At 43.2% G+C, this 21325-nt stretch carries 12 protein-coding genes; 4 read left to right on the forward strand and 8 right to left on the reverse strand.

Features of this window, described 5'->3' with window-relative positions; genetic code table 11:
* Positions 1-12 precede the first annotated feature (12 nt).
* The 6 genes from BACPLE_RS09165 to BACPLE_RS09190 form a co-directional block, all read right to left on the reverse strand.
* Positions 13-2487, reverse strand: a complete 2475-nt coding sequence (locus BACPLE_RS09165) for a glycoside hydrolase family 31 protein (protein WP_007561132.1) — start codon at positions 2485-2487, stop codon at positions 13-15.
* A gap of 128 nt (positions 2488-2615) precedes the next feature.
* Positions 2616-5459 (reverse strand): AraC family transcriptional regulator, encoded by a 2844-nt coding sequence (locus BACPLE_RS09170; protein ID WP_040312923.1) that lies wholly within the window; start codon positions 5457-5459, stop codon positions 2616-2618.
* A 360-nt stretch (positions 5460-5819) separates the two neighbouring features.
* A complete protein-coding gene (locus BACPLE_RS09175) occupies positions 5820-6725 on the reverse strand; it encodes an IS3 family transposase (RefSeq protein WP_148374551.1) in 906 nt (301 codons plus the stop codon).
* Complete coding sequence (locus BACPLE_RS18595) at positions 6725-7081, reverse strand: hypothetical protein (RefSeq protein ID WP_007559766.1); 357 nt, start codon at positions 7079-7081, stop codon at positions 6725-6727. Before BACPLE_RS18595 ends, BACPLE_RS09175 begins: the two co-directional genes overlap by 1 nt.
* A gap of 4 nt (positions 7082-7085) precedes the next feature.
* A complete protein-coding gene (locus BACPLE_RS09185; RefSeq protein WP_007561137.1) occupies positions 7086-7964 on the reverse strand; it encodes a helix-turn-helix domain-containing protein in 879 nt (292 codons plus the stop codon).
* A gap of 40 nt (positions 7965-8004) precedes the next feature.
* Positions 8005-10464, reverse strand: coding sequence for an outer membrane beta-barrel family protein (locus BACPLE_RS09190; RefSeq protein WP_007561139.1), 2460 nt, complete (start codon positions 10462-10464; stop codon positions 8005-8007).
* Positions 10465-10872: 408 nt separating this feature from the next.
* Here BACPLE_RS09190 and BACPLE_RS09195 point away from each other — a divergent pair, with 408 nt between their 5' ends.
* Positions 10873-12882 carry a PCMD domain-containing protein gene (locus BACPLE_RS09195; protein WP_007561141.1) on the forward strand — a complete coding sequence of 670 codons (2010 nt, stop codon included), beginning with the start codon at positions 10873-10875 and terminating at the stop codon, positions 12880-12882.
* Between the two features lie 166 nt (positions 12883-13048).
* Here the strand turns inward: BACPLE_RS09195 and BACPLE_RS09200 are convergent, their stop codons facing one another.
* On the reverse strand, positions 13049-13834 hold the full coding sequence (locus BACPLE_RS09200) for a porin family protein (RefSeq protein ID WP_007561143.1): 786 nt from the start codon (positions 13832-13834) through the stop codon (positions 13049-13051).
* 20 nt (positions 13835-13854) lie between these two features.
* Positions 13855-14976 carry a PCMD domain-containing protein gene (locus tag BACPLE_RS09205; RefSeq protein WP_007561144.1) on the reverse strand — a complete coding sequence of 374 codons (1122 nt, stop codon included), beginning with the start codon at positions 14974-14976 and terminating at the stop codon, positions 13855-13857.
* A 376-nt stretch (positions 14977-15352) separates the two neighbouring features.
* On the opposite strand from BACPLE_RS09205, the gene BACPLE_RS09210 reads away from it, so the two are divergent.
* Genes BACPLE_RS09210 through BACPLE_RS09220 form a run of 3 tightly spaced genes read left to right on the forward strand, consistent with a single transcriptional unit; the run spans position 15353 to position 21320 of the window.
* The gene (locus tag BACPLE_RS09210; RefSeq protein WP_007561146.1) at positions 15353-17842 is read left to right on the forward strand and encodes a DUF4493 domain-containing protein; all 2490 of its coding nucleotides are present in this window, start codon (positions 15353-15355) and stop codon (positions 17840-17842) included.
* Positions 17843-17856: 14 nt separating this feature from the next.
* Positions 17857-19131, forward strand: coding sequence for a DUF4493 domain-containing protein (locus BACPLE_RS09215; protein WP_007561148.1), 1275 nt, complete (start codon positions 17857-17859; stop codon positions 19129-19131).
* A complete protein-coding gene (locus BACPLE_RS09220; protein WP_007561150.1) occupies positions 19128-21320 on the forward strand; it encodes a DUF4493 domain-containing protein in 2193 nt (730 codons plus the stop codon). Before BACPLE_RS09215 ends, BACPLE_RS09220 begins: the two co-directional genes overlap by 4 nt.
* Positions 21321-21325 lie beyond the last annotated feature (5 nt).

The raw sequence follows: 21325 nt of genomic DNA on the forward strand, positions 1-21325 counted from the left end.
GTTAGGGTGTATTTACAGCTTGATTGTCAGCTTCTTGCCTGAATAGTTAACTTTCTTGTCTGCGCTCACCATGACAGTTTCGGCCGATTGCTTGCCGGGCTGCATCAGGGTGATGCGGAAACTGCGGCGTTTCAGCATTTTGGGGAACTCGCCTTTACGGTCGCTGATGGTCAGTGTACGTGAAGCATCGTCCCAGCTGAACTTGATGGTAGAGAACATACCCTTTTCGTAGTTGTAGTTGTCAAACTCGTCTTCGTAGAGTACGAATTCGCCGTTGGCTCCCGGATAGATGCAGATGTCCAGGTTGTCCCATTTCTTTTCGGTAGTGTACTGTACTTTCGGGCCGAGCGGAAGGATGCTTCCCGCCTTGATGTAGAGTGGCAGGATGTCAACCGGACATTCGCGTTTAATGTGCTGGCCGCCTTCTACTGTTTCGTTGGTCCAGAAGTCAATCCATTTTGTTCCTTTAGGCAAGTACACTTCTACCGGAGCTGAAGCTTTCGCTACATCGGGCACGGTAGTAACTCCCTTGTTCTTTTCTACTTTCTTGGTATAGAGTGGTTCGGTGACCGGACATACCAGGATGTTTTTACCGAACATGTATTCATCGTCCAGCAGGATGGCCTTGCGGTCGTGGGCAAAATCCATTACCAGCGGACGCATCATGGTACCGTCTTCCTGTACTACGGCTCCGTCCAGGCTGTAAATGTAAGGCAGGAGACGGTAGCGAAGTTCGATGATGCGTTTTTGTGCATCGTAAGCCCAGTCGCCTTCTTTGCCAAAGAGGTCAATCTCGTTCATCATCGGTGAAGAGCAGTGGTTACGCATCAGCGGCATGAAGCATCCCCACTGGAACCAGCGTACGTGCAGTTCCTGATAAGCTACGTTGGTGCAGTCGTTGTTGTATTCCCATCCGAAGAACCCTCCTATATCTGTATTCCAGAAGGGGATACCACAAAGTGTATAGTTCAATCCGGCCGGAATCTGCTGACGGAGTACATCCCAGCTTGATACCACGTCGCCACTCCAGCTCAGGGCACCATAGCGCTGCTGTCCAAGGTAGCCGGAACGGGTCATCTGGAACACACGTTTCTCGTCTGAAACAGCACGCTGGTGTTCGTAGATACCTTGGTTGTGGGTTAGCGGGAATGCATTGTGTACCGAGCGGAAAGAACCGTCGGCCGTCATCAGGTCGAAGTCACTTTCTTTGGGGTTCAGATGGTCGGGTTCCGTAGAGTCGGTCCACCAGGCGTCGATGTTCATTTTATGCAGGTGGCTGAGGTAACGCCAGTACAGGTCGCGGGCGTCTTTGTTGAACGGGTCGTAAGGATGTGCACCCGATTTCGGAGGCCATGTTTCAAATTCCAACAGGGCGTCCATCTTGTCGAGCTCCTTGAACTGATCGGTCCAGGGACCGAAGCTGGCCCATACGGAAATCATCAGGTGGGCATTGTGCTTATGAACATATTCCACCATTTCTTCCGGACTTTTGAAACGGGGTTTCGGATAGCGTGCGTTCTTGTCTTCTCCATTCGGAAGGTAGCGAAGTGCTTCTTTATCGTCCATCTTGTTGATGTAACGCGGATTCATGAATTTCATGGCATTCCAGTTGGAATCGCATCCCCAGTACTGCCAGTCTTGCACGATACCGTCGAGCGGAATCTGTAGCTTGCGGTACTTGTCGAGTACGCCGCACAGTTCGTCGGGACTCTTGTAACGTTCGCGGCACTGCCAGTAGCCCATGGTCCAGAGCGGGAACATGGTGGCCTTTCCGGTCAGGTCGCGGATACAGGCAATTACGCCGTCTTGTGTACCGTCTTTATAAAGAAAATAGTAATCAGAACAGAGGCCTACCTGCGAAGAGAAGGAGGTTTCATACGGGGTATCGCTGAAATCAGAGATGCCCGGATTATCCCAGTATACACCATATCCTTTTTCAGATGTGAAATAGGGGATACAGATGTTGGTATTGCCGTTTGACAGGTGAATCTGCTGGTTTCGGTGGTTCATAGCTCCGCTCTGGCGCTGTCCCAGTCCGTAAATGGCTTCTTCCGGTTCAAGGCTGAATGCCTGGCTGACAGTGTAGGCATCGCGGTTTACATCCTTGCGGGGAATGAAGTTGGTGCCTTCCACCTTTTCTTTCAATAAAGTTTCACCCTGTGGGTCGGTATAAGTCACTTTTCCGGTAGCTACGTCGAGTGTTACTGTCATTTTTCCGGAGGTCATGCTTACCGTGTTCCCGTTCTGCTTGTAAGAAATCTCTACCTTTTCGGGAGTCTTGATGATTGGATAACTCTTCTTTTCGGGCATTTCAGCCGAAGGATACTTTACAATGCGCACGATGGAAGGAGAGTAGAAAATCACCTCCCCGTTCAATGTGGGCTGTGCAGTCTGGAACTTTCCTCCCTGAGCGGTCTTTTCAAAAGTCTGACCGAAGGAAGACAGGCAAGATGCCAGTGCGGTTAGGAATAAAATCTCTTTTCTCATTTTTTTATCAGATTGTTTTTACATACAAAGGTTGATGGTTCAAATGTAAAGAGATTTCCGTCAGACAAAGAGAACAGAATGCGCCAAAGAGCAGTCTGAAATGCTTCAGAGGGTGTTTTGATTCATTTTTATCCCTCTTTTGATTCAGATGTATCCCTCTTTCCTTGCTGTTTCTGATACTCGCTGGGAGTGATTCCATACTCTTCCTTGAAGCAGGTGGTGAAATATTTCCGGTTGTAATATCCCAGTGCCAAGGCTACTTCGTTCACGGTGGCGCGGGTATCTTCCAGCATCCGGCAGGCATGCTGCATCTTTACACGGCGGATGTACTCCAACGGAGTGAGCCCTGTAATGGCTTTCAGCTTGCGGGTCAGTGTGGAGCGTGACATATTGACTTTTTGGGCCAGATGCTGTACGTCGAAGTCGGGTTCGCTCAGGTTTTCTTCCACGGCTTTCAGGATATTTTCCAATAGAATCTCATCCAGTTTGGCAAATTCCATGTCCGAAATCCGTACTTCTGCCTGGGGGACTGATTTTTCGTTCAGGTAAGAACGCATCTTCATCAGTTCCGTGCTGTCGGCATACAGTTCTTCATTTTTCAGCTTCATCCGGCGAAGGTAGAAACGAAGCCCGAGGAAGACTCCGGCTGCCAGTAGTAATATATATAAGGTAATGGCCCAGCCTGTCTGGTAGAAAGCAGGTAAACGTTCAATGTGCAGGCGGGTGATTTTGTCACTCCAGATTCCATATCCGTCGGTTGCCTTCACTTCGAACACATAATTTCCGTGAGGCAGATGTTTATAATTGACGGTATGTTGTCCTACGGCGGTGTAGTTCCATTCCTTGTCAAGTCCAATCAGACGATAAGCATAACGTATCTTGGAGGCATTCAGATAGTCGAGGGAAGAAAAATGAATGTCCAGGTCGTATTCATCGGGGTGGAGTGTCAGGGAGTTTTCATTGGTGACAGGTTTTCCCATGACGTATGTTCCGGTAATAAATGTCGGAATGTTCTTGCTGGGCTGGTCAAGTCGGGCAGAAGGAGTTACCGCACAGATTCCTGGGATACCTCCGAAATAAATTCGTCCGTCGTGTCCCTTGCAGATAGCTGTAGGGATAAACCGCCTGAGCAGCATGGAATTGTCGGTAGTGAGGTAAGTGGAGAACGAATGGTTTTTCGGGTTATACTCTATCAGTTTCTGGTTGGTGTCTATCCACAAATGGCCGTATACGTCGAACTCCAGTTGGTTGACAATGTTTCCGTTCAGTCCGCACAGCCGGGTGTGGTCGGTCAGTTTTCCAGTCTGTGGGTTCAGGGCGTAGACTCCTCCCTCTTGTGTTCCTATCCAGATGAGGCTGTCTTCCTGCACACTCAGGCAGGTAATGGAGAGGGGAGAAGGTATTTTTTTGCATTTCCCTCTGGAGGATTGCTGATAAAGCCCTTTATTGGTGGTGCCAATCCATAGATTTCCCTGTTTGTCTTCTTTAAGTGCACTGACCTGCCCCAGTGTGTCGCACACCGTATGCCATTGGTTATCACGTAGGCTAAAGGTGAATAATCCGTTGTTCGTTCCAGCCCAGAGCGTGCCGTTGCGGTCTTCGTAGGTTTGGGTGAAGTGCCTTTTGGCCTTGTCGGGAAGACTCAGGGTACGGATGTGCTTCATCCGCATACCTTCTCGTCCGAGTTCATAAATAAGGTTGCGTCCTTCGGGAATAACCCATACGTTGCCTTCTCTCCGTGATTCGGTCATTTGCTTGATAGAGCCCAGGGCAAGAGACTTCAGGGCGAGGACATCGCTGTAAAGCATGACTTCGTGGCGGGACAGGTCGTACAGGCCGAGTCCCGTTCGTTCTTGTGAAATCCACATTTTGCCTTCGCCCGCATCACTCAGTGCCATGATGGCCGGCTGGAACCGTACCCGCTGCTGCAGAGCTGGCAGCGTGAATTCTTCCGGAGCATTTTCCGTGAAGTGGATAATGAAACTTTTCCCATCGAAAGAAGCTACCCAGAGATTTCCCTCTTTGTCTTGATAGATTTCATTGAGCATGTTTCCGTATTCTGCGGGCAGACGGAAATCTGTCTGGTGCAGGGAGCGATGTGCTTCATCGTAGCGCATGGCAATCAAGGAGCTTCGGGTGGTCATCCAGAGAGTTCCTTCGTGACTGTCCTGTTCCATATACAAAATTTCTCCTTCGGTTTCTCCCATGGGATTGACCGGTAACGGTGAGTAAGTGTAGACGGAGTCCTTGGGAGCGGAAGGGTTGAAGAGGAGCAGGCCGCTGGAACTGGTGCCTACCCAGAAATAATTGTGGGTACGGTCTTGCACAATGCAGGTGAGGTTTCGCTCTGAAGGAGGATTGGCATAACGGGTAAAGGTGTCTGTCTTTTTGTCGTAATGGTAGATACCTTCTCTTCCTACGGTAATCAGAATCTGTTTTTGCCGGCTTTCGCAAAAACCGGCCATCCATGAGGGTTTTCCTTCATGGTCGTATAGCAGATAAGTCTTTTGTAACTCTCCCAAGGTGTTGTATCTTAGGAGCCTGTGCCCCGTCGCTATCCACATATATCCGTCGGAGGTCTTTCGTATGCTGTAGATAAAGCTGGTCTGCAGTTGTTCGGCATCTAGCGGAGTGACTTGTCTGGTTGCCTTGTCAAGAATGTAGGCTCCATGGTCGGTTCCAAACCAGATTCTACCTGTTTCATCTTCTGCAATGGACTGGATGGTATTATCGTTCAGCAGTCCCGGTGTGTTGATATCGGAACGGATGACGCTAATCTGGTATCCGTCGTCACAGCACAGTCCGTTGACCGTGCCATACCACATCATGCCTTCGCTGTCCTGAAAAATCCGGTGTATGGCACTGACCGGAAGTTGGGGGAGGGAAGGAACGGGAGTAATCCGGATGTTAGATATGGCTCGTAAGGAAACTCCTATCAGGCTGAAAACGAGTAAAAAATAAATTCTTTTCATGGGATTTTTCAGGGTACTAAAAAACATAAGTACGTTTGATTGAAAACGCAAGTACATTTTACCCGAAACGCAAGTGCGCTTTAATCAAAACTCTTCGGCGTTTTCCTTTAAACGCAAGTGCGTTTTTTTGAAGGATAGTTTGCTAGATTCTTATCCTGAAGTGTACTAAAAATAGTTGTCAGTTTGAAGATTAATTCCTGACTAAGTTGACAGGTTAAACATTATATTCCTAAAAAGGTTGTCAGTTCTGCAAAACTACAACAAAAACTCAATATCCGTATATTTTCTCTCTAAAAACTCATCGCTCGGGGAGCGCCGTGCGGCAAGGGGCGGGAGCACCCGTCCCGACGAGCACATCTTTCAGTTATACCGATATTCCATAAGAGGGTTTCCTCCTCTGCCTGAAAAGACTTCCATAGGGGTCTTCATACCCAGTGCCCTGTGTGGTCTGGCATTGTTGTACATCGCTACGGATTTACTTACGGCTTCCTCTGCCTGTCTGAAGTCCATATCACCTTCATTGAAGAGCCACCCGTTCTTCAGGGTGTTGTTCATCCTCTCGGCCAGGGCATTGTGAAGCGGGTCTCCCGTCTGGGTCATGCTGATTCTGATGCCTTGTGAAAGCAGCAGGTTCGTGTACTGCTTCGAGGCATACTGCACGCCACGGTCAGAGTGGTGTATCATGCCTTCCGTACTGATTCCGTAGGCACGGTAGGTCTCCAGAGCCATGTACATGGCTTTCAGCGGTCCCTCCGCATCCAGACTCCTGCTCAGGCAGTATCCGACTATGTATCTGCTGTAGGCGTCAGTCACCAGTGAAAGATAGGCAAAACCTTCTCTGGTATAGATATAGGTGATGTCCGCCACCACAAGCCGGCCATTGCCCACAGGCGTGTACTTGGGAGAAGTGTTTACAAGATCCCTGTAAAGACGGTAACCGTGTCTGGAGTCCGTGGTACGAGGACGGTACCTTGTCCGCCTGAGCATGAGCGAGTTGGAACGGAGCACATTGTAAAACCTGTCCCGTCCTATGGTGAACTTTTCCCTGAAGTATTCACGGCAGAGTGTGTAGAGTTCCCGACAGCCCGCCTTGGGAAGACATTCCTTCTGGCGGACGTACAGGCAGTACAATACAATGCTGGCAGAGAGTATGTCAGCCTCGTTTGAGGCATAGTCATGCTTGTAGTATCCCTGTGCTGATATGCCAAGCAATCTGCAAAGCGGACGCACGCGGTAACGGCGTCCGCCTTGAGACAGGCCCCGGATTACTTGGCACCGGAGTTTTTTCTTACCGGAATGTTATAGGTCTTTTCCGCAAGGTCAATCATGCAGTCGTAGGCGTCACGGGCCATGTTGGACTGCTTCAACTCTACTTCCAGGGACTTGATTTTCCGCTCGAGCTCATGAATACGGTCATGAAGCTCCTGCTCGGTCTGACTTAGTTTCTTGCTCATAATGGGACTTGGTTTATCTTCAATCCCAAAGATACGAAGCCAGCGGCTAATTGTAGTACGTTTCAGACCTTTTTCTCGTTCAAATTCACTATGGTTCTGAGAAGAACACATATATTCTTCCAGATAAGACAGACATTCTGCCTTTGAGAACTTTCGATTTTTACGCATGTTACTAAATAAATTGTGTCAACTTATTTAGTACACTACATCCGTTATTTCTGTATTCCAGCGGACTCATGCCTACATAACGTTTGAAGTATTTTCCGAAAAAAGACACATTGGCAAAGTTCAGTGAATCGGAAATATTCTGGATGGAAAGCTGGGATGATTTCAGCTGTGACTTGGCATCCATAATGACCATGGAGGAAATGATATCCACGCAAGTCTTTCCCGTAATCTGTTTCACTGTAGTACAGAGGTGAGCATGCGTAATCTGTAGCTTTTCAGCATACCAGGCCACATTGCGTGTCTGGTTGTAATGTTGCATCACTAGCTGGGCAAAGTTACGGCAAATCAGTTCGCTTTTTGACAGAGAATGCACTCCGTCGGTTTTGTTGCGGTAGAGTATAGAGATGCCTTTGTGTATGTCGGCATAAAGATTGGGAGCCATTTCCGGTCTGATTTTTTCTGGAAGGAACTCATACATCTTGATAAGCAGCTGCATATATTCCTCCATCATTTTGGCTCCTTCCGGCTTCAGACGGATAACCGGGCGTCCCAGTGTGAGGTACATGGTATCCAGAAAAGAGTGCGACTGGAGATTACGCTCTATATATTCAGAGGAAAAACCTCCAAAATAAATGTTCAGGTCTCCTTTGATGTCGTTTATCTGGAAGATACTTCCGGGAGTGAGTACGATAAAATCGTTGGCTTCTACCGTTATCTTATTAAGATTGACCGAAGCTTCTACCTCTCCGGATGTGCAAAGTACAAAAATTTCACATTTCAGGCGTACCGGATAGTTTCTGTACAATCCCAGTAGTTCCTTGCTGATTCCGGTACCTACCAGCCATTCCTCGGGCAAATCTATTTTAGGTAATTCCTTTTCCATCTTGTTCTGTTTTTGGCAAAGATACAGAAAGATAATGAATTTATTGCATGCTTCCGCCAGCCTGGTTGTCTCCTCCTGCTTTCACATCATCATTGGTAATACTGCGCTGTGTCTTTTTCACTTGTGTCTTCAGTTCTCCAAACCGCCAGCTGATGCTGATTCCGTATCTGCGTGAAGGATAGCTGTTATTCGACCATGAACGGAAGGTCTCTGCCCATGTTTCACTGCTGTGGGAGGTGTATTTCTGGAAAAGATTGCTGGCAAAAAGTGATATGTTAAGCCGTTTTTCTTTCAGGAAAGAACGGCTCAGATTGATGCCATAATAATAAAAGGAAGAACCTTTTCCCTGCAAGGATACGTAAGGAGTGCTTCCACCGCCGTAAAGGCTGAGCCGCAGTTCCCAGGGGATGGTCTGCTGTACGTTGGCAAATACGTCGCCGGAGAATCCGCTGTTGTACGAATTCAGCTCCTTACTTTGATAATCGGAATAGCTTCCGCTGGTGTTGAGTGAGAGACGGGTGGTACTGCCCGGGTTCCAGTTCATCCATAAGGCCAGGCGTGTACGCTGGCTCTTGCCCACATTGCCATAGGTGTTTTCCTGCACCCCGTTGTTCATGAAGGAGTAGCGTTCGATACCGTTATTGGTAAACGTATAAGTAAGGTTGGCATTCAGGCTGAACTTGGCACTGAAGGAATTGAAGGTCATGCCAAGGATGTGGGCTTTTTCTGTGTCCAGATCCGGATTACCATAGCTGATGGAAGTCGGGTTACTGGTATCGCGGAAAGGGTTCAGGTACCATATTCCCGGGCGGTTGATACGCATGTTGTAGTTGGCACGCAGGCTGGCGCTTGTGCCCAGCATGTAGGACAGGTTCAAGGTAGGCACCACGTCGTCGAATCCGGCCTTGAAGTTGCGTTCGGGCATGTAGTCATATTCCACGTCCATAAACGTGTGCTCATAGCGTACACCGGCTTTTGCACCGAATTTTTTCCATTTCAGCTGATAGTCTGCGTAAGCAGCCAGAATGTGTTGTCCCTGCTGGTATTTACTGGAAAGGTCTTGACTGGCCTCCATTTCACCTTCTGCATTTTCCAGAAAATACTGGCTGTCACTGTAATTCTCACGGAAAATGTATTTCATGCCGGCATCTATGTAATGCATATCATTCAGCGGATTGACATAATCAATCTGTGCCGTATGTTCTGCCGTATGGGCATCGTTGTCATAATACTGATGAAGCAGGTTGAAAGGTACATCCTTCACTTCGTCATAGTAGGTGTCGGCATCGTTCCCGTTCGGTGAATTGTTGAACTTATAGGATAAAGTGAGGTATTCTCCCTTTTTCTTAAAAGAATGCTGGTAGTCGGCATTGAGGCCGATGTTTCCAAATTGGCTGTTAGACTGGTTGAGGGTGAGGTAACTATAGCGTTCTTTCCAGTCATTGTCACTCATGACGGTACGTGAATCGCCATGTGTATCGAATTTTCCGCCAAATATGTTGGCTGAAAATGTAATCAGGTTCAGGCTGTCTATTTCATAGCTTCCTTCAATATTTCCAAACTGGAAATCTCCGGTACTCTTGGAAGAGCCTTGTGTCAGCAGGTGACGGTAGTCGGTAGAAGTGAAGTCTTCACGTCCGCTTTCGGAAAGGCTGCGCGGCTGGTTCTGATGATTGTACGAATAGTTTCCGGTGAGGGTGAATTTGCCCACCTGTACTGTTCCGTAAGCATATCCCGATACTCCCATGTTATTGGCATTTGCTCCGAGAGTAACATTGTACCCCTGCATCTTGGCATCGGTCGTGATGATGTTCAGGATACCTCCAATGCCTTCTGCATCGTATTTGGCTCCTGGTTCAGTTATCACTTCAATGGACTTGACGGAATTGGCAGGCAGACTGCGGAGCACTTCTTTGGGGTTGTTGCTCATCAACGTGTTCGGCTTTCCGTTTACGTGTACCTTGAAATTGCTGGAACCATTTACCTGTATGTTGTCTTCTCCGTCGACGGAAACGAGCGGTACTTTCCGCAGCATTTCGAGGGTGGTATTGGTCTTGGAGTCAGGGTCGTCTTCTATACTGTAAGAAATTTTATCGATTTCGGCTTTTACAAGCGGTTTCTGAGCCACTACTTCCACGCCTTTCAGCATCTGGGTATCATCGCCAGTGTACAGCGTACCCAGGTCGGCCACCCGTTTGCTGTCGGTGATGGTAAAATGGCGGATTACTGTGCGTTTTCCTACAGAGGTGATTTGCAGAGTGTATTTCCCGGTTTGAGGCAATTTCTCCTGGAATTTTCCTTTATCATCGGTCACATTCATTCTGACCGGTTTTTCAGGCGACTTGTCGAGCGTAATGCGTATGGTGGCATAGGGTTCACTTTCATGGGTCAGTGAATCGACGAGTGTTCCTTTTACGGAAAATTGTGCATGGACTGTGATTGTTTGAAAAGTGATAAAAAGTAAGATACCTAAGGTTCGGTAGATTGTCGAGTGATTCATTTTATTATTGTTTTTTGTGGTTAGTGTTCTGACAGTATGTAATAAGGTTTTCAAATATACAAAAAGTATTGTTTTGACGTATATAATTTTAAGTCAAATACGTTTATGTTCTTTATTCTTGGCTTAGATGGATGGTTTTAATAAACTTTGAACCTTTTATTAAATAGCCTGTTGCTACGTATGGTTGATTACATTATTATGATATAGAGTTTATGTGAGGATTAGAAAATCTTAAATATAGACTAATTATATGCTGCTACTTGATTTCTAAATAATGTAAAATCTGCATTTTACCTTCTCTTTTATAGGAATAACTTGAAAAATGGGATAAAAATAATATAAATCGACCTTGTATGGATAAAGCTTATTGTTTTCCTTTGCAGTTGCAATTAAAAATATAATCAAGAAATGAAAAAGAGTTTATTTTATTACTTATTTGCTGTGCTGTGTGCGGTGAATTTATTTAGTTCTTGTAGTGATGAGGAAACTGTACCGGGAGGTAGTGACGAGGGGACTCCTGTAGATTTGCAGACTCCTATCATTGGTACTTATGATGGTACACTTTCTGTTTCTTTGAATGGTGTGAATATTACTCCAGAGCCTCTGGCTCAGCGTATCTTTGTAAAGCAAGATGGAACCGATAAGGTTGAGATGTCTTTGCGTGATTTTACTATATTGATTGCGGATAGTCCGTTAGAGGTTGGTGACATTATTGTGAAAGGTATTGCGTTGGATGGTGAGCCTTCAAATGTGGAACTGGTGGAAACTAAGGTGACTCAGCAGCATGAATTGCTGGGTAGTTTGGATATTACTATCACTGGTACGGTAGCTGATGAAAACGCTAAACTGAATATCGGTGTGATTCAACACATGGACAATGGCAATGATATGAACATCGCTGTGACGTTTGAAGGAACGCGTGTGAGCAAGGAAGTGGATGACGCGGATTATTCGAAGACTGTAGAAGGATTTTATCCATTGGAAGGAGGTTCATTTACTTCAGACTACCAGGCAGAGGGATTTGAACTGAAGTGGCCGAATGGGGTAGAACTTGTTGCTGTGGGCTATAATAAGGTGCAATTAAAAAGTACTTATATATCTTTCCCTACGTTAGTAGAAAAAGGAAATGCTACGCAACCTATAGAGGCTGAAAGTATCAAAATGCAGAAGTCGGAAGATGGCTCGTTAATATTTGAAGAAGTAAAGGGACATAACGATGAGGATGAAAAAGCTGGACGGGAAGCAGTGGACTATACGATTTCTGGAAGTCTGAATGAGAAGGTGTTGACTTTGAATGTTACTATGAAGTCGGCCAACTTTACAATCAATTATAAGTATGTGTCTGGTAACTTGCAGAAAACTGGGAATGACTTATTGGGAATGACATTTGATAGTGATGTCGTGGTTGTACAGCCTGAAATTAGTGATAAGACCGTGACTTTCTATGTGATGCCGGGTACTACGGCAGAGCAATTGAAGCTGGTTCCTGTGTTTGAGGTGTCGGAAGGTGCCAAGGTGATGTATAATAATGAGGAATACGTGGCTGGAACTGCAATTGATTTCTCTTCAACAGTGACCCTCAAGGTACAGTCTGAAAAGGGAGTTGCTAAATCATATACGGTTTCTTCAGCAGAAATGAAGGAGTATAGTTTCGCCAGCAACTTGGATACGTGGGAAATGAAGAATGCAGATGGAGAAGAATATACACATTACTATGAACCGGTTGATGGTTGGGCTACTTCTAATGAAGGATTGAAATGGGTTAAAATGATGTATCCGAATTTGTATTCTAAAGAAGCTCCTTATTTGGTGACTGAAGTTGAAGATGCACACTCTGGACATGCTGCCCGTCTGGAAACAGTGGATACGAAAGGACAGGCTGGATTTGGCGGTTTTATTCCGGCTGTGCCAAAGGTTACTTCCGGATCATTGTTTAATGGTATTTTTTCTGTGAATATATCCAATACTTTGAAGAGTACACAGTTCGGTCAGCCGTGTACAAAGGAACCTAAATCCTTCAGTGGCTTTTATAAGTATATTCCGGGAAAAACTTATTATGAGGCCAAATATCCGGGAGACCCGTCTAAAGCTAATGAAGTGAATGAAGTGGATAAAACAGATGCTCCGGCTATCAACGCTGTGTTGTATGAAGTGACGAATTTCTCTACCGATTATCTGGACGGTACAAATTTGCTTACTTCGGACAAAATTGTAGCTATTGCTTCTGTGGCTGATGCTGGTACGCAAGCACAGTACACTTCGTTCAATGTGGCCTTTGAGTGGAAGGACGGAAAGTCATGGGATGCAAGCAAGAAATACAAATTGGCTATTGTTTGCTCTTCAAGTAAGGATGGTGACAAGTTTTCTGGTGCGCCGGGTAGTGTGTTATTCGTAGATGAACTGAGTATTTCTTTTTAAATGTTAGTATAATGATTTTTGCAGTGGCAGGTGTGTTGCCGATAAGACGGTCTGGATTCAGCATATAATTGAGGTTGCACATTTGTTACAGAATAGAAAAAGCATCCGTCAGATCTTGTATTCAAGTTGACGGATGCTTTTTTATTTTATAAATGAAATGGATATTTTAGAATTCATATCCAAATCCGAGATTCAGATAAATGGGGTACATGGCAAATGAAACCGTGGTGAAATCTTTTTCAAATATGTCGTTCAGGCCCCAGGTCAAATCTGCATGTACATTCAGGTGCTTGTAGGCTTTCCATTCTCCACCTACTTGTAACCCCCATTGGAAATGGCGAAGATTGTCTGAAAAATCATACGCGGCCATGTTTTCTCCTTCAAAATTAACCCGGCTTCCACTGGCGTCAGGAGTTCGCAAATGTCCTTCGTATACATTTCCCGAAAATTCTCCGTTCATCATATATGAAAAATAAGGACCTGCCATGACTTTCCAGCGACTACTGATACGATAATTAGCTAGGACGGGAATAGTCAGATATGACATTTTTACTTTTGTCTTTACCCCTCCAGTCCAAAGTCCTTTTATTTTTCCTCCGGTTTCACTGAATATTTCCATGCCATAGTTTTTTACGCTGGCTTTTGTTTCCATATCTTTGCTGTCAAGCCTTATACCCAGACTTACTCCCCATTTTTGCTGAGCGTCAATCCATTTAGTGGCATTTCCTTCCAATGTAATGGCGAGTCCGGGAGAATAGCTGTCTAAACTTCTGATTTCTTTAGGTAGAGGTAAAGGGGAAGTTCCTCCTATATTTATTCCTGCTTTTACTTCGTAGTCAAGTCCGTGTGAAGCCAGCCATATCAAACCTTTGTGCTCTGATGATTGTGCATGGCTAATTTGAGTAAAGCCACATAAAAGGAGGGCTAATATTGGTTTTATATGTTTTTTCATATGTCTTTTTTCTATAATAATTAATTTTCACAAATAATTTCTACTTCATCTATCCATAGTTCACTTCCTACGGCTCCTTGGAAATACGCCCCCATGACACTGGAGGAGAATACAACTGCAAGTTTGTATTTTCCATTTTTTAAGTCTTCAGTGTTGATTGTTTTGCCGTTTTGAGGCTTGAAGTCTAAATCAAACTTTGTCCATTCACTTGTTTCTGTCATTTCTTGTTCGAAAATACGTGCTAAAAGGACAATGTGTTCATCTATTCCGGTACCATTATTCGGAAAAAGATTGCCATCTAATGAGAAATCACTGCTGGGAGCTTCATAAAGTACTGCGTAGATGTCTCCTTTATCTTTTTTGCCAGTAACAATGTTTCCTGATTTATCGGTAAAAACCTCTCCTGCTTTATATTTGAACCAGCCGGTAATTTTGGAAGGGCGTTTGGTAAACGGAAATCCAAAGTGGGTCGCTTGCAAAGGAGCAAGTACGGCATTTTGAGTATCGAATGATCCGATAAATAAATTTCCGGCAGCAATAGGCATTCCTATAGGCTTTCCAAAGTTTCCTGTACTAAGGGTGGTGAGTTTTACACATTTTCCTGAATAGCCAGTAGGATGTTGTACAGTCGGGTATTGAGTTTCGTCTAATGCCATTCCGCTTAAGTCGTATCCTGGATTTCCGCTTGCCCACTGCATAATACCGGACTCATTTGTCAAGTAAAATACGTTATATGGAGTTATTTCTTTTAATTCTTCGAAAGAATAGCTTGTGGGTAAAGTCAGTTTGTTTACTCGAATAAGGTACTTGGTTTGCGTTGCTCTATCTTCAGAAGTTACGATAAATGTTCGTAATGTTTTTTGGCTGAAATCATATAAAGGAGGCTGGTCGTTTGTTTCAGCTTCTTCTGCCTGAATGGAAGCCCCTTCAGGAAGAGTGAAAATCAATTCCTGGTGGGAAATATCAGTACCGTCTAGTACATAGACTTCTATTTCTTTTCTTAAGTGGTCAATTGTGGTGGATTGGATGTTTGTTCCGGTGCAGCTGTCTATAGCTGCTTCTACATTTAGAGCTTCTTCCTGAATACAGGAGCTTATAGATAAGCTTAGTAAAAATCCGGTTAAAATGTACTTTAAATTCATTGTTTTGATTATAGATTAGATATTACTATATCTTGCAAAGATAAGAAAAAAACTTCATAAGCTTATTATTATCACTTATTTCATTTGTAGATTCTCTGTTCGTTGGGTTGTTGAAATAGGAATATGAGGTATGATGATGGGCGAAATGTATTCAAAATATTTTTGCTTGTTTAGGAAATATGGTAATCTTAAAAATAGACTATTAATTCGCGGTTTAAATAGCTGATTTGTATTAATATTCAGGTAAAATAAAGAGTGTATGTTTTACTCTTATTTAAAAATCAGCCAAAAATAAAAGAAATAGGCCTTGTGAGAATTTGTGATTTGGTGTTATTTTGCACCCGAAAAAAATAGAAGTTTTCATAGAAAATAGAAGATGAAAAAGATTTGTTATGGATTGTTGTCCTTTTTGTTTATAGGACTAGCTTCGTGTACGAAAGAAGATACACGGAGTTCGCTTGAAGGGCGCATAGATGTGAGAGTTAGCACGGACCAGAGTTTGGCGGATGCTGAATCCAGAGCTTCAGAAGATGTGGCTCCTGAAATTAATGATTTTGCATTGGCGATAGAATCTGCCGATGGTAAGATTTCTAATTCATGGGACAGTTTTGGGAAATTTCAACCCGTATCTGTTCCTGTAGGTACATATTTGGTGACAGCTTCGTATGGAGATGCGAATGCGGAAGGTTTTGATGCCTTGAGTTATTTGGGAAGTACTACTGTGGAAGTTGGTAAAGATGAAACAGCGGAGGCTTCTGTAACGTGTACGATTAATAAAGCCAGAGTTGTTCTGTCGTATACGGATGATTTTAAGTCTTATTTTTCTTCTTACAGTGCGTATGTCAGTTCTTCGAAGGGAAATAAGATAACTTATGCTGCAGACGAAACACGTGGGGCATATTTTGTTCCGGGAAATCTGGAATTGTTCTTGGAGGTGACCCGTCAGGGTGTATCTCAAAAGGTGACTTTAAATCCAAAGAATTTTACGGCAGAAGTGAAACACGAATATCGCTTGACAATGGATGTGGACGCTTCTACGGCTTCTTTGAAGATTGTGTTTAATGATAATCCTTCTTCAGAGCAGAATGTGGATATTAATATTTCGGATGAGGCTCTGAATGCACCGGCTCCTGAATTTACAGCTTATGGATTTACATCGGGAAATGCGATTGAAGTGGTGGAAGGTAGTACTGTTTCCAATAAATTAGAGGCTTATCTAAATGCGGCTTCCGGGTTGGCTAAATGTGAATTGATAACGGTTTCTGAGGCTTTGAAGGCACAGGGGTGGCCGGAAAGTGTGGATTTGATGAATCTTACGACTGAACAGTCGCAGAAGATGACTGAACTTGGATTGAATACAAAAGGATTAGGAACTAACCATGATAAAATAGCATTGGTTGATTTTAAAAATGTACTTCCTCATTTATATTGTACTTCTGATGGAGATGATGTACATACGTTTACACTTCGGGCTACAGATATCTTGACTAAAGTATCGGAAGACCTGGTATTGAAAGTTTCTACTCGTAACAACGGTTTTGCTGTGACTTTGCCTGAATATGTTTCGTATGGTAGCACAACGATGACTGCTGATTTGACTTTAGAGGGTGATCCTGCCTTAATTAAGTTCTATTATATTTACTTGGGTGTTTATCAGGAGTTTACTGCTGAAAATGTTGATATACAGCCAGGAACGGAAGAAAATAAATATAAGGTGACATTTACTTATCCAGAACCATTGGTGGATACAGAAAATGGGGTGAAGTTTAAAGCACAGTATGGTGCGAAAACTATTGAAGGCACTTTTAAAGTGGAAGATCCGGAACTTACTTTGTCTTTAAAGAATGGTGATGCGGATGTGTGGGCGACGAAAGCATATCTTCAAGTAGTTGCATCTGCTAAATCGCGTGCATCGCGTACTATTTCTTCTTCTACGGTAGAAATACAATATAAGGATGGAGAGGAATGGAAAACGTGGCCTAACCAGTCTTATGATAGTGGAACAGGGCTGTTTTTGTTGAGCGGAATGGGAGAAGGAGCTTCTGAAACTCAGGGAGTGTCTTACACTTTGCGTGCGGTATATAAGCGTGCGGGAGAAGCTTCCTCATTTTCTCAAGAACTTAGTTTAACCACTGAACCTAAGTCTCAAGTGGGAAATGCAGGATTTGAAGATTGGCATACAGAAAGTCATAGCTTTAATGTAAGTGCAGATTTTTTTGGTAATCCTCATTATCGTGATTGGTATTTGCCATGGAATGAAAATGAAGCAGATATATGGTGGGCTGTTAATAGTAAAAAGACAATGTTATCAGAATGTACAGCAGCAAATCTTGATTTTAAGGTTTTTCCTACTGTTTCATGGTCTTCCTCTAATAAGTCAAGTGGAGAAAAATCTATTCAGATAGCTACTATTGCTACAGGTGCTTGGGCTATACCTACAGGTGGATCTGTAACTTCTCGTGCAGGTGAAATATGGATTGGTACTGCTAATGATAGTGGGGATCATGCATCAGAAGGTCATTCTTTTGTTAGTAGACCTAATTCTTTATCTTTTTGGTATCAATATAGTCCGGTTGATTCAGAAACTTTTTATATGAAAATAGAGTTAAAGGCAGAAGATGGGACTGTAATTGCTTCAAATGAAATAGCAAGTGGTGCAGCTGAAGCAGTTGGAACAACAATTACGTTACCGTTTGAATATTCCGAGAATAAAAAAGTGTCTTCCATTTATATGGTGTTTAAATCTTCTACTCAAGATTCTCCAGGATATAATAGTCAGGTGACAATGGAGATTGCAGGTAAGGATCAGACTTCTCATATTGGAAGTGTATTGAGAATTGATGATATAAAACTGAATTACGAATAAAAAGCCGACATAATATGAAGAAAATATTTTTAATCTGTTTGACGCTGTTCACTGGTCTACTGGCTTTTACAGCTTGCCATAGTGAAGCCATGGAAAGTGTCTCTAGTGCGAAAGGGGATTTGAATTTGTCCTCAATGAAGGCAGAAGTAGATACGAATGTTGAGACGGTGTATGTGGGTTCACGTGCTGAATCAACAGTGGATGTAAGTAATTTTTTGGTGACCATATATGATGCTCAGTCGCAGAAAGTAGAACAATGGAATTACAATGCAATGCCTGAAATCGTGTCGTTGGCCGTGGGTACTTATTCTATTGTGGTTACATCTGCAGAAAGTCCATCTAATGGGTTTGATACACCTTATTATAAAGGAACTGCATCCTGTGAGGTAAAAGAAAATGAAGTAGTTGATGTTCCTGTTATTACTTGTAAACTGGCAAACATGCTATTTTCAGTGGAATATGATGAAGAGTTCCAAGGTAAAATGGGAGAGGATGTCGTGACGACAATTACTGTGGGTGAGAATTCTTTAGAAATTCCATACTCAGAAACACGTTCGGCTTATCTGATTGCTCCTGAAGGTGAAACGACTTCTATGATTGTCACTCTGAAAGGTACAATTGATGGAGAAAGTATAGATTATAGCGAACGGTTTGAGAGTGTAAAAATCGGTGTACATAATATTATTAAATACAAGTTTGCACCTGTAAGTGATGGTTCTGAGGGCGATGGTACCTTAGGTGTGGCAATTGTAGTTGATTCATCGATGACAGGATCGGATGAAGTCGTTGGAACTGATCCGGGAAAGGAACCTGGAATAGATGATTTCCCAGAAGAAGGCGGTGAAGATCCGGGTGATGGTGATGGCGATGGTGATGGCGATGAAAATGCTCCGACTATTGTGGGAGCCAACTTTAATGGAAGTGCATTTGATATAGATAATGATGTGTTAAATATAACAGGAGCAGCAACATTAAAAGTGGAAATAAATGCTCCGAACGGGATTGCACATCTTTATGTTGATATTCAATCTGAGACATTAGATGTTACAGAGGTGGGCTTATCTAATAGCTTTGATTTAGCTTATCCTGGAGAATTACAGGAAGGATTGAATGGTTTGGGATTCCCTACCGGAGATGAAGTTATTGGAAAGAAAAATACGGTTTTTGATATTTCCACATTCACAGCTTTGTTATTGACTTTCTCTGGTGACCATAATTTTGTGATTCATGTGGTGGATCAGCAGAATTTAGAAGTAACAAAAGTTTTAAAGTTAAGAGTAACAAAATGAAAAACGTTAAATTATATATAGCTGTCTTGGGTTGTATAATGTTTAGTCTTTTTTCTTGTAAAAAAGAGGTCGGATTTGCTGAGGCAGAAGGAAGTTTAAAGCTTTCTATCGGAGTGTCGGATAAAGTAAACGTAGTTTCTCGTAGCTTAGCCAGCGAGGAACAGGAGGTGCTGGAACAAAATTGCAAGATTCGTATTTATGATGGCGAAACATTGATACAGAAGTATCAGGGAGTAGAAAATGTACCTTCGGAAATTGCATTGGTAAATGGTAACTATTCTGTACGGGTAACGGCTGGAGATTCTGTTGCTGCTTCGTTTGAACAGCGCTTTTTTGAAGGAAAAAAGGATTTTACTATTACGAAGGGACAAGTTAGTACTGTAGAGGTAGATTGTGGAATTGCCAATACTGTAGTAGCGATTACTTGGGATGAGTCGTTGAAGGAGGCATTCGAGGGAGATTGTCAGGTAACGGTTACATCGGCTACCGGAGAATTAGTTTATTCTTCAGCAAATGCGGATGCAAAAGGATATTTCAGTCTGCCGGAAGATAACCCTAAATTGACTTGTAAGTTTAGTGCAAAGACATTAGGAGGTGAGCCGTATGAAAAATCTACTGAATTGAGTGACTTAAAGTCGGCTACACTTTATAATTTGAACTATAGCTATACGGCTGTGGGTCAGGATCCTACTGGTGGTGCTGCTTTGCAGATTAAAGTAGATGAAACTCCGCTGGCAGAAGAAGAACATGTAATTACTATCAGACAACGTCCGGTGATTACATGCAAGGATTCGGAAGAAAGTTCTTATGACCTTGAGCAGCCTATATATTTGGAAGTTGGTGCACAGAAGGATTTTTATCTGCAAATTGCTACTTCTTCGTCTTTGAGCTCTTTAATCATTCAGAATGAACGTTTTACCGAATGGGGATTTATTGCCAATCAGTTCGATATGTTGAAATTGGATGGTAAAGATGAAGAACTGAAAACTTTTGGTATTTCAGTGTCTGATTCAAAGACTTCTTTGAACGGAGATGTCTGGACTTTGTTGTTTGCAAAAGAGTTGATTGCCAAAATGACAGCAAATGAAGGCAGTGTATCTACTACAATTGAAGCGATTGATGCAAATGGAAAGAGTCGTAAAGTGATTTGGAATATTGTTGCTTCAAATGCGACGGTTGTGACGAATGAGATAATTCCGTATGAAGTGTGGACTTCAAAAGCAACCTTGCATGGAACTGTGACAGGTACGTTGGCTTCTACTCCAAAATTCCGTTATCGTGTTAAAAATACAGCAGACTGGACGACGGTGGATGCAGATTTAGCAGAAAATTTATTTAGTAAGGAAATCACTGGACTGACACCTGGTACTACTTATGAATATCAGGCTATGGACGGTGAGCAGGCATCATCTGTTACTTATGAATTTACAACAGAAACAGCTTTCCAACCAGATAATGCAAGTTTTGAATATACTCAAACATTGAAGGTTTCTACTTTGTTGGGACAAAAAGATTGTTTGTTCTTTTATAAAGAAGGTACAGAAATGTGGTGGGATACTGGAAATACAGGATCTGCAACTGCTGGCAAAAGTATAACGAGTCAAGATACTTCAATAAAAAAGAGTGGTGATTATTCAGTGAAGTTAGCTTCAACTTCTATTATGGGTACTTTTGCTGCTGGAAATTTGTTTTCAGGTAAATTTATAGGAACGGAAGATACAACAAAAGGTATTTTAGGTTGGGGACGTCCATGTACAAGTCGTCCGACAGCTTTGAAAGTTTGGGTACGTTATACGCCTGGTATAGTAGATTTTGGTGGACATTTGGAAGAAGGTTCTACCGATAATGGTATTATTTATGTGGCTGTAGGTGAATGGCAGTCTGATGATAGCCAGTATGGTGCAGAGTGGCCTGTAGTTGTACGGACAAAGGGGCCTTCTTTATTTGATCCACATGATAGTGGTACCATTGGATATGGAGAGTATATCTTTACTGAAAATTATGGTGCAGAAACAGAAACTAGTATGAAGGAAATTATCATTCCTTTGGATTATGAAAGTTATGGAGGCTATAATCGTAAGCCTAAGTCAATCATTATTGTGGCAGCTGCTAGTCGGTATGGTGATTACTACGAAGGAAGTTCTTCTAGCAAGATGTGGCTTGACGATATGGAGCTGATTTATGAATAAGAAAA

The sequence above is a fragment of the Phocaeicola plebeius DSM 17135 genome, from assembly GCF_000187895.1.
GTDB lineage: Bacteria > Bacteroidota > Bacteroidia > Bacteroidales > Bacteroidaceae > Phocaeicola > Phocaeicola plebeius.

Bases quoted from the DNA above. Each gene is read 5' to 3' on its own strand.
- BACPLE_RS09165 (WP_007561132.1), bottom strand. From the start codon at position 2,487: ATGAGAAAAGAGATTTTATTCCTAACCGCACTGGCATCTTGCCTGTCT.
- BACPLE_RS09170 (WP_040312923.1), bottom strand. From the start codon at position 5,459: ATGAAAAGAATTTATTTTTTACTCGTTTTCAGCCTGATAGGAGTTTCC.
- BACPLE_RS18595 (WP_007559766.1), bottom strand. From the start codon at position 7,081: ATGCGTAAAAATCGAAAGTTCTCAAAGGCAGAATGTCTGTCTTATCTG.
- BACPLE_RS09185 (WP_007561137.1), bottom strand. From the start codon at position 7,964: ATGGAAAAGGAATTACCTAAAATAGATTTGCCCGAGGAATGGCTGGTA.
- BACPLE_RS09190 (WP_007561139.1), bottom strand. From the start codon at position 10,464: ATGAATCACTCGACAATCTACCGAACCTTAGGTATCTTACTTTTTATC.
- BACPLE_RS09195 (WP_007561141.1), top strand. From the start codon at position 10,873: ATGAAAAAGAGTTTATTTTATTACTTATTTGCTGTGCTGTGTGCGGTG.
- BACPLE_RS09200 (WP_007561143.1), bottom strand. From the start codon at position 13,834: ATGAAAAAACATATAAAACCAATATTAGCCCTCCTTTTATGTGGCTTT.
- BACPLE_RS09205 (WP_007561144.1), bottom strand. From the start codon at position 14,976: ATGAATTTAAAGTACATTTTAACCGGATTTTTACTAAGCTTATCTATA.
- BACPLE_RS09210 (WP_007561146.1), top strand. From the start codon at position 15,353: ATGAAAAAGATTTGTTATGGATTGTTGTCCTTTTTGTTTATAGGACTA.
- BACPLE_RS09215 (WP_007561148.1), top strand. From the start codon at position 17,857: ATGAAGAAAATATTTTTAATCTGTTTGACGCTGTTCACTGGTCTACTG.
- BACPLE_RS09220 (WP_007561150.1), top strand. From the start codon at position 19,128: ATGAAAAACGTTAAATTATATATAGCTGTCTTGGGTTGTATAATGTTT.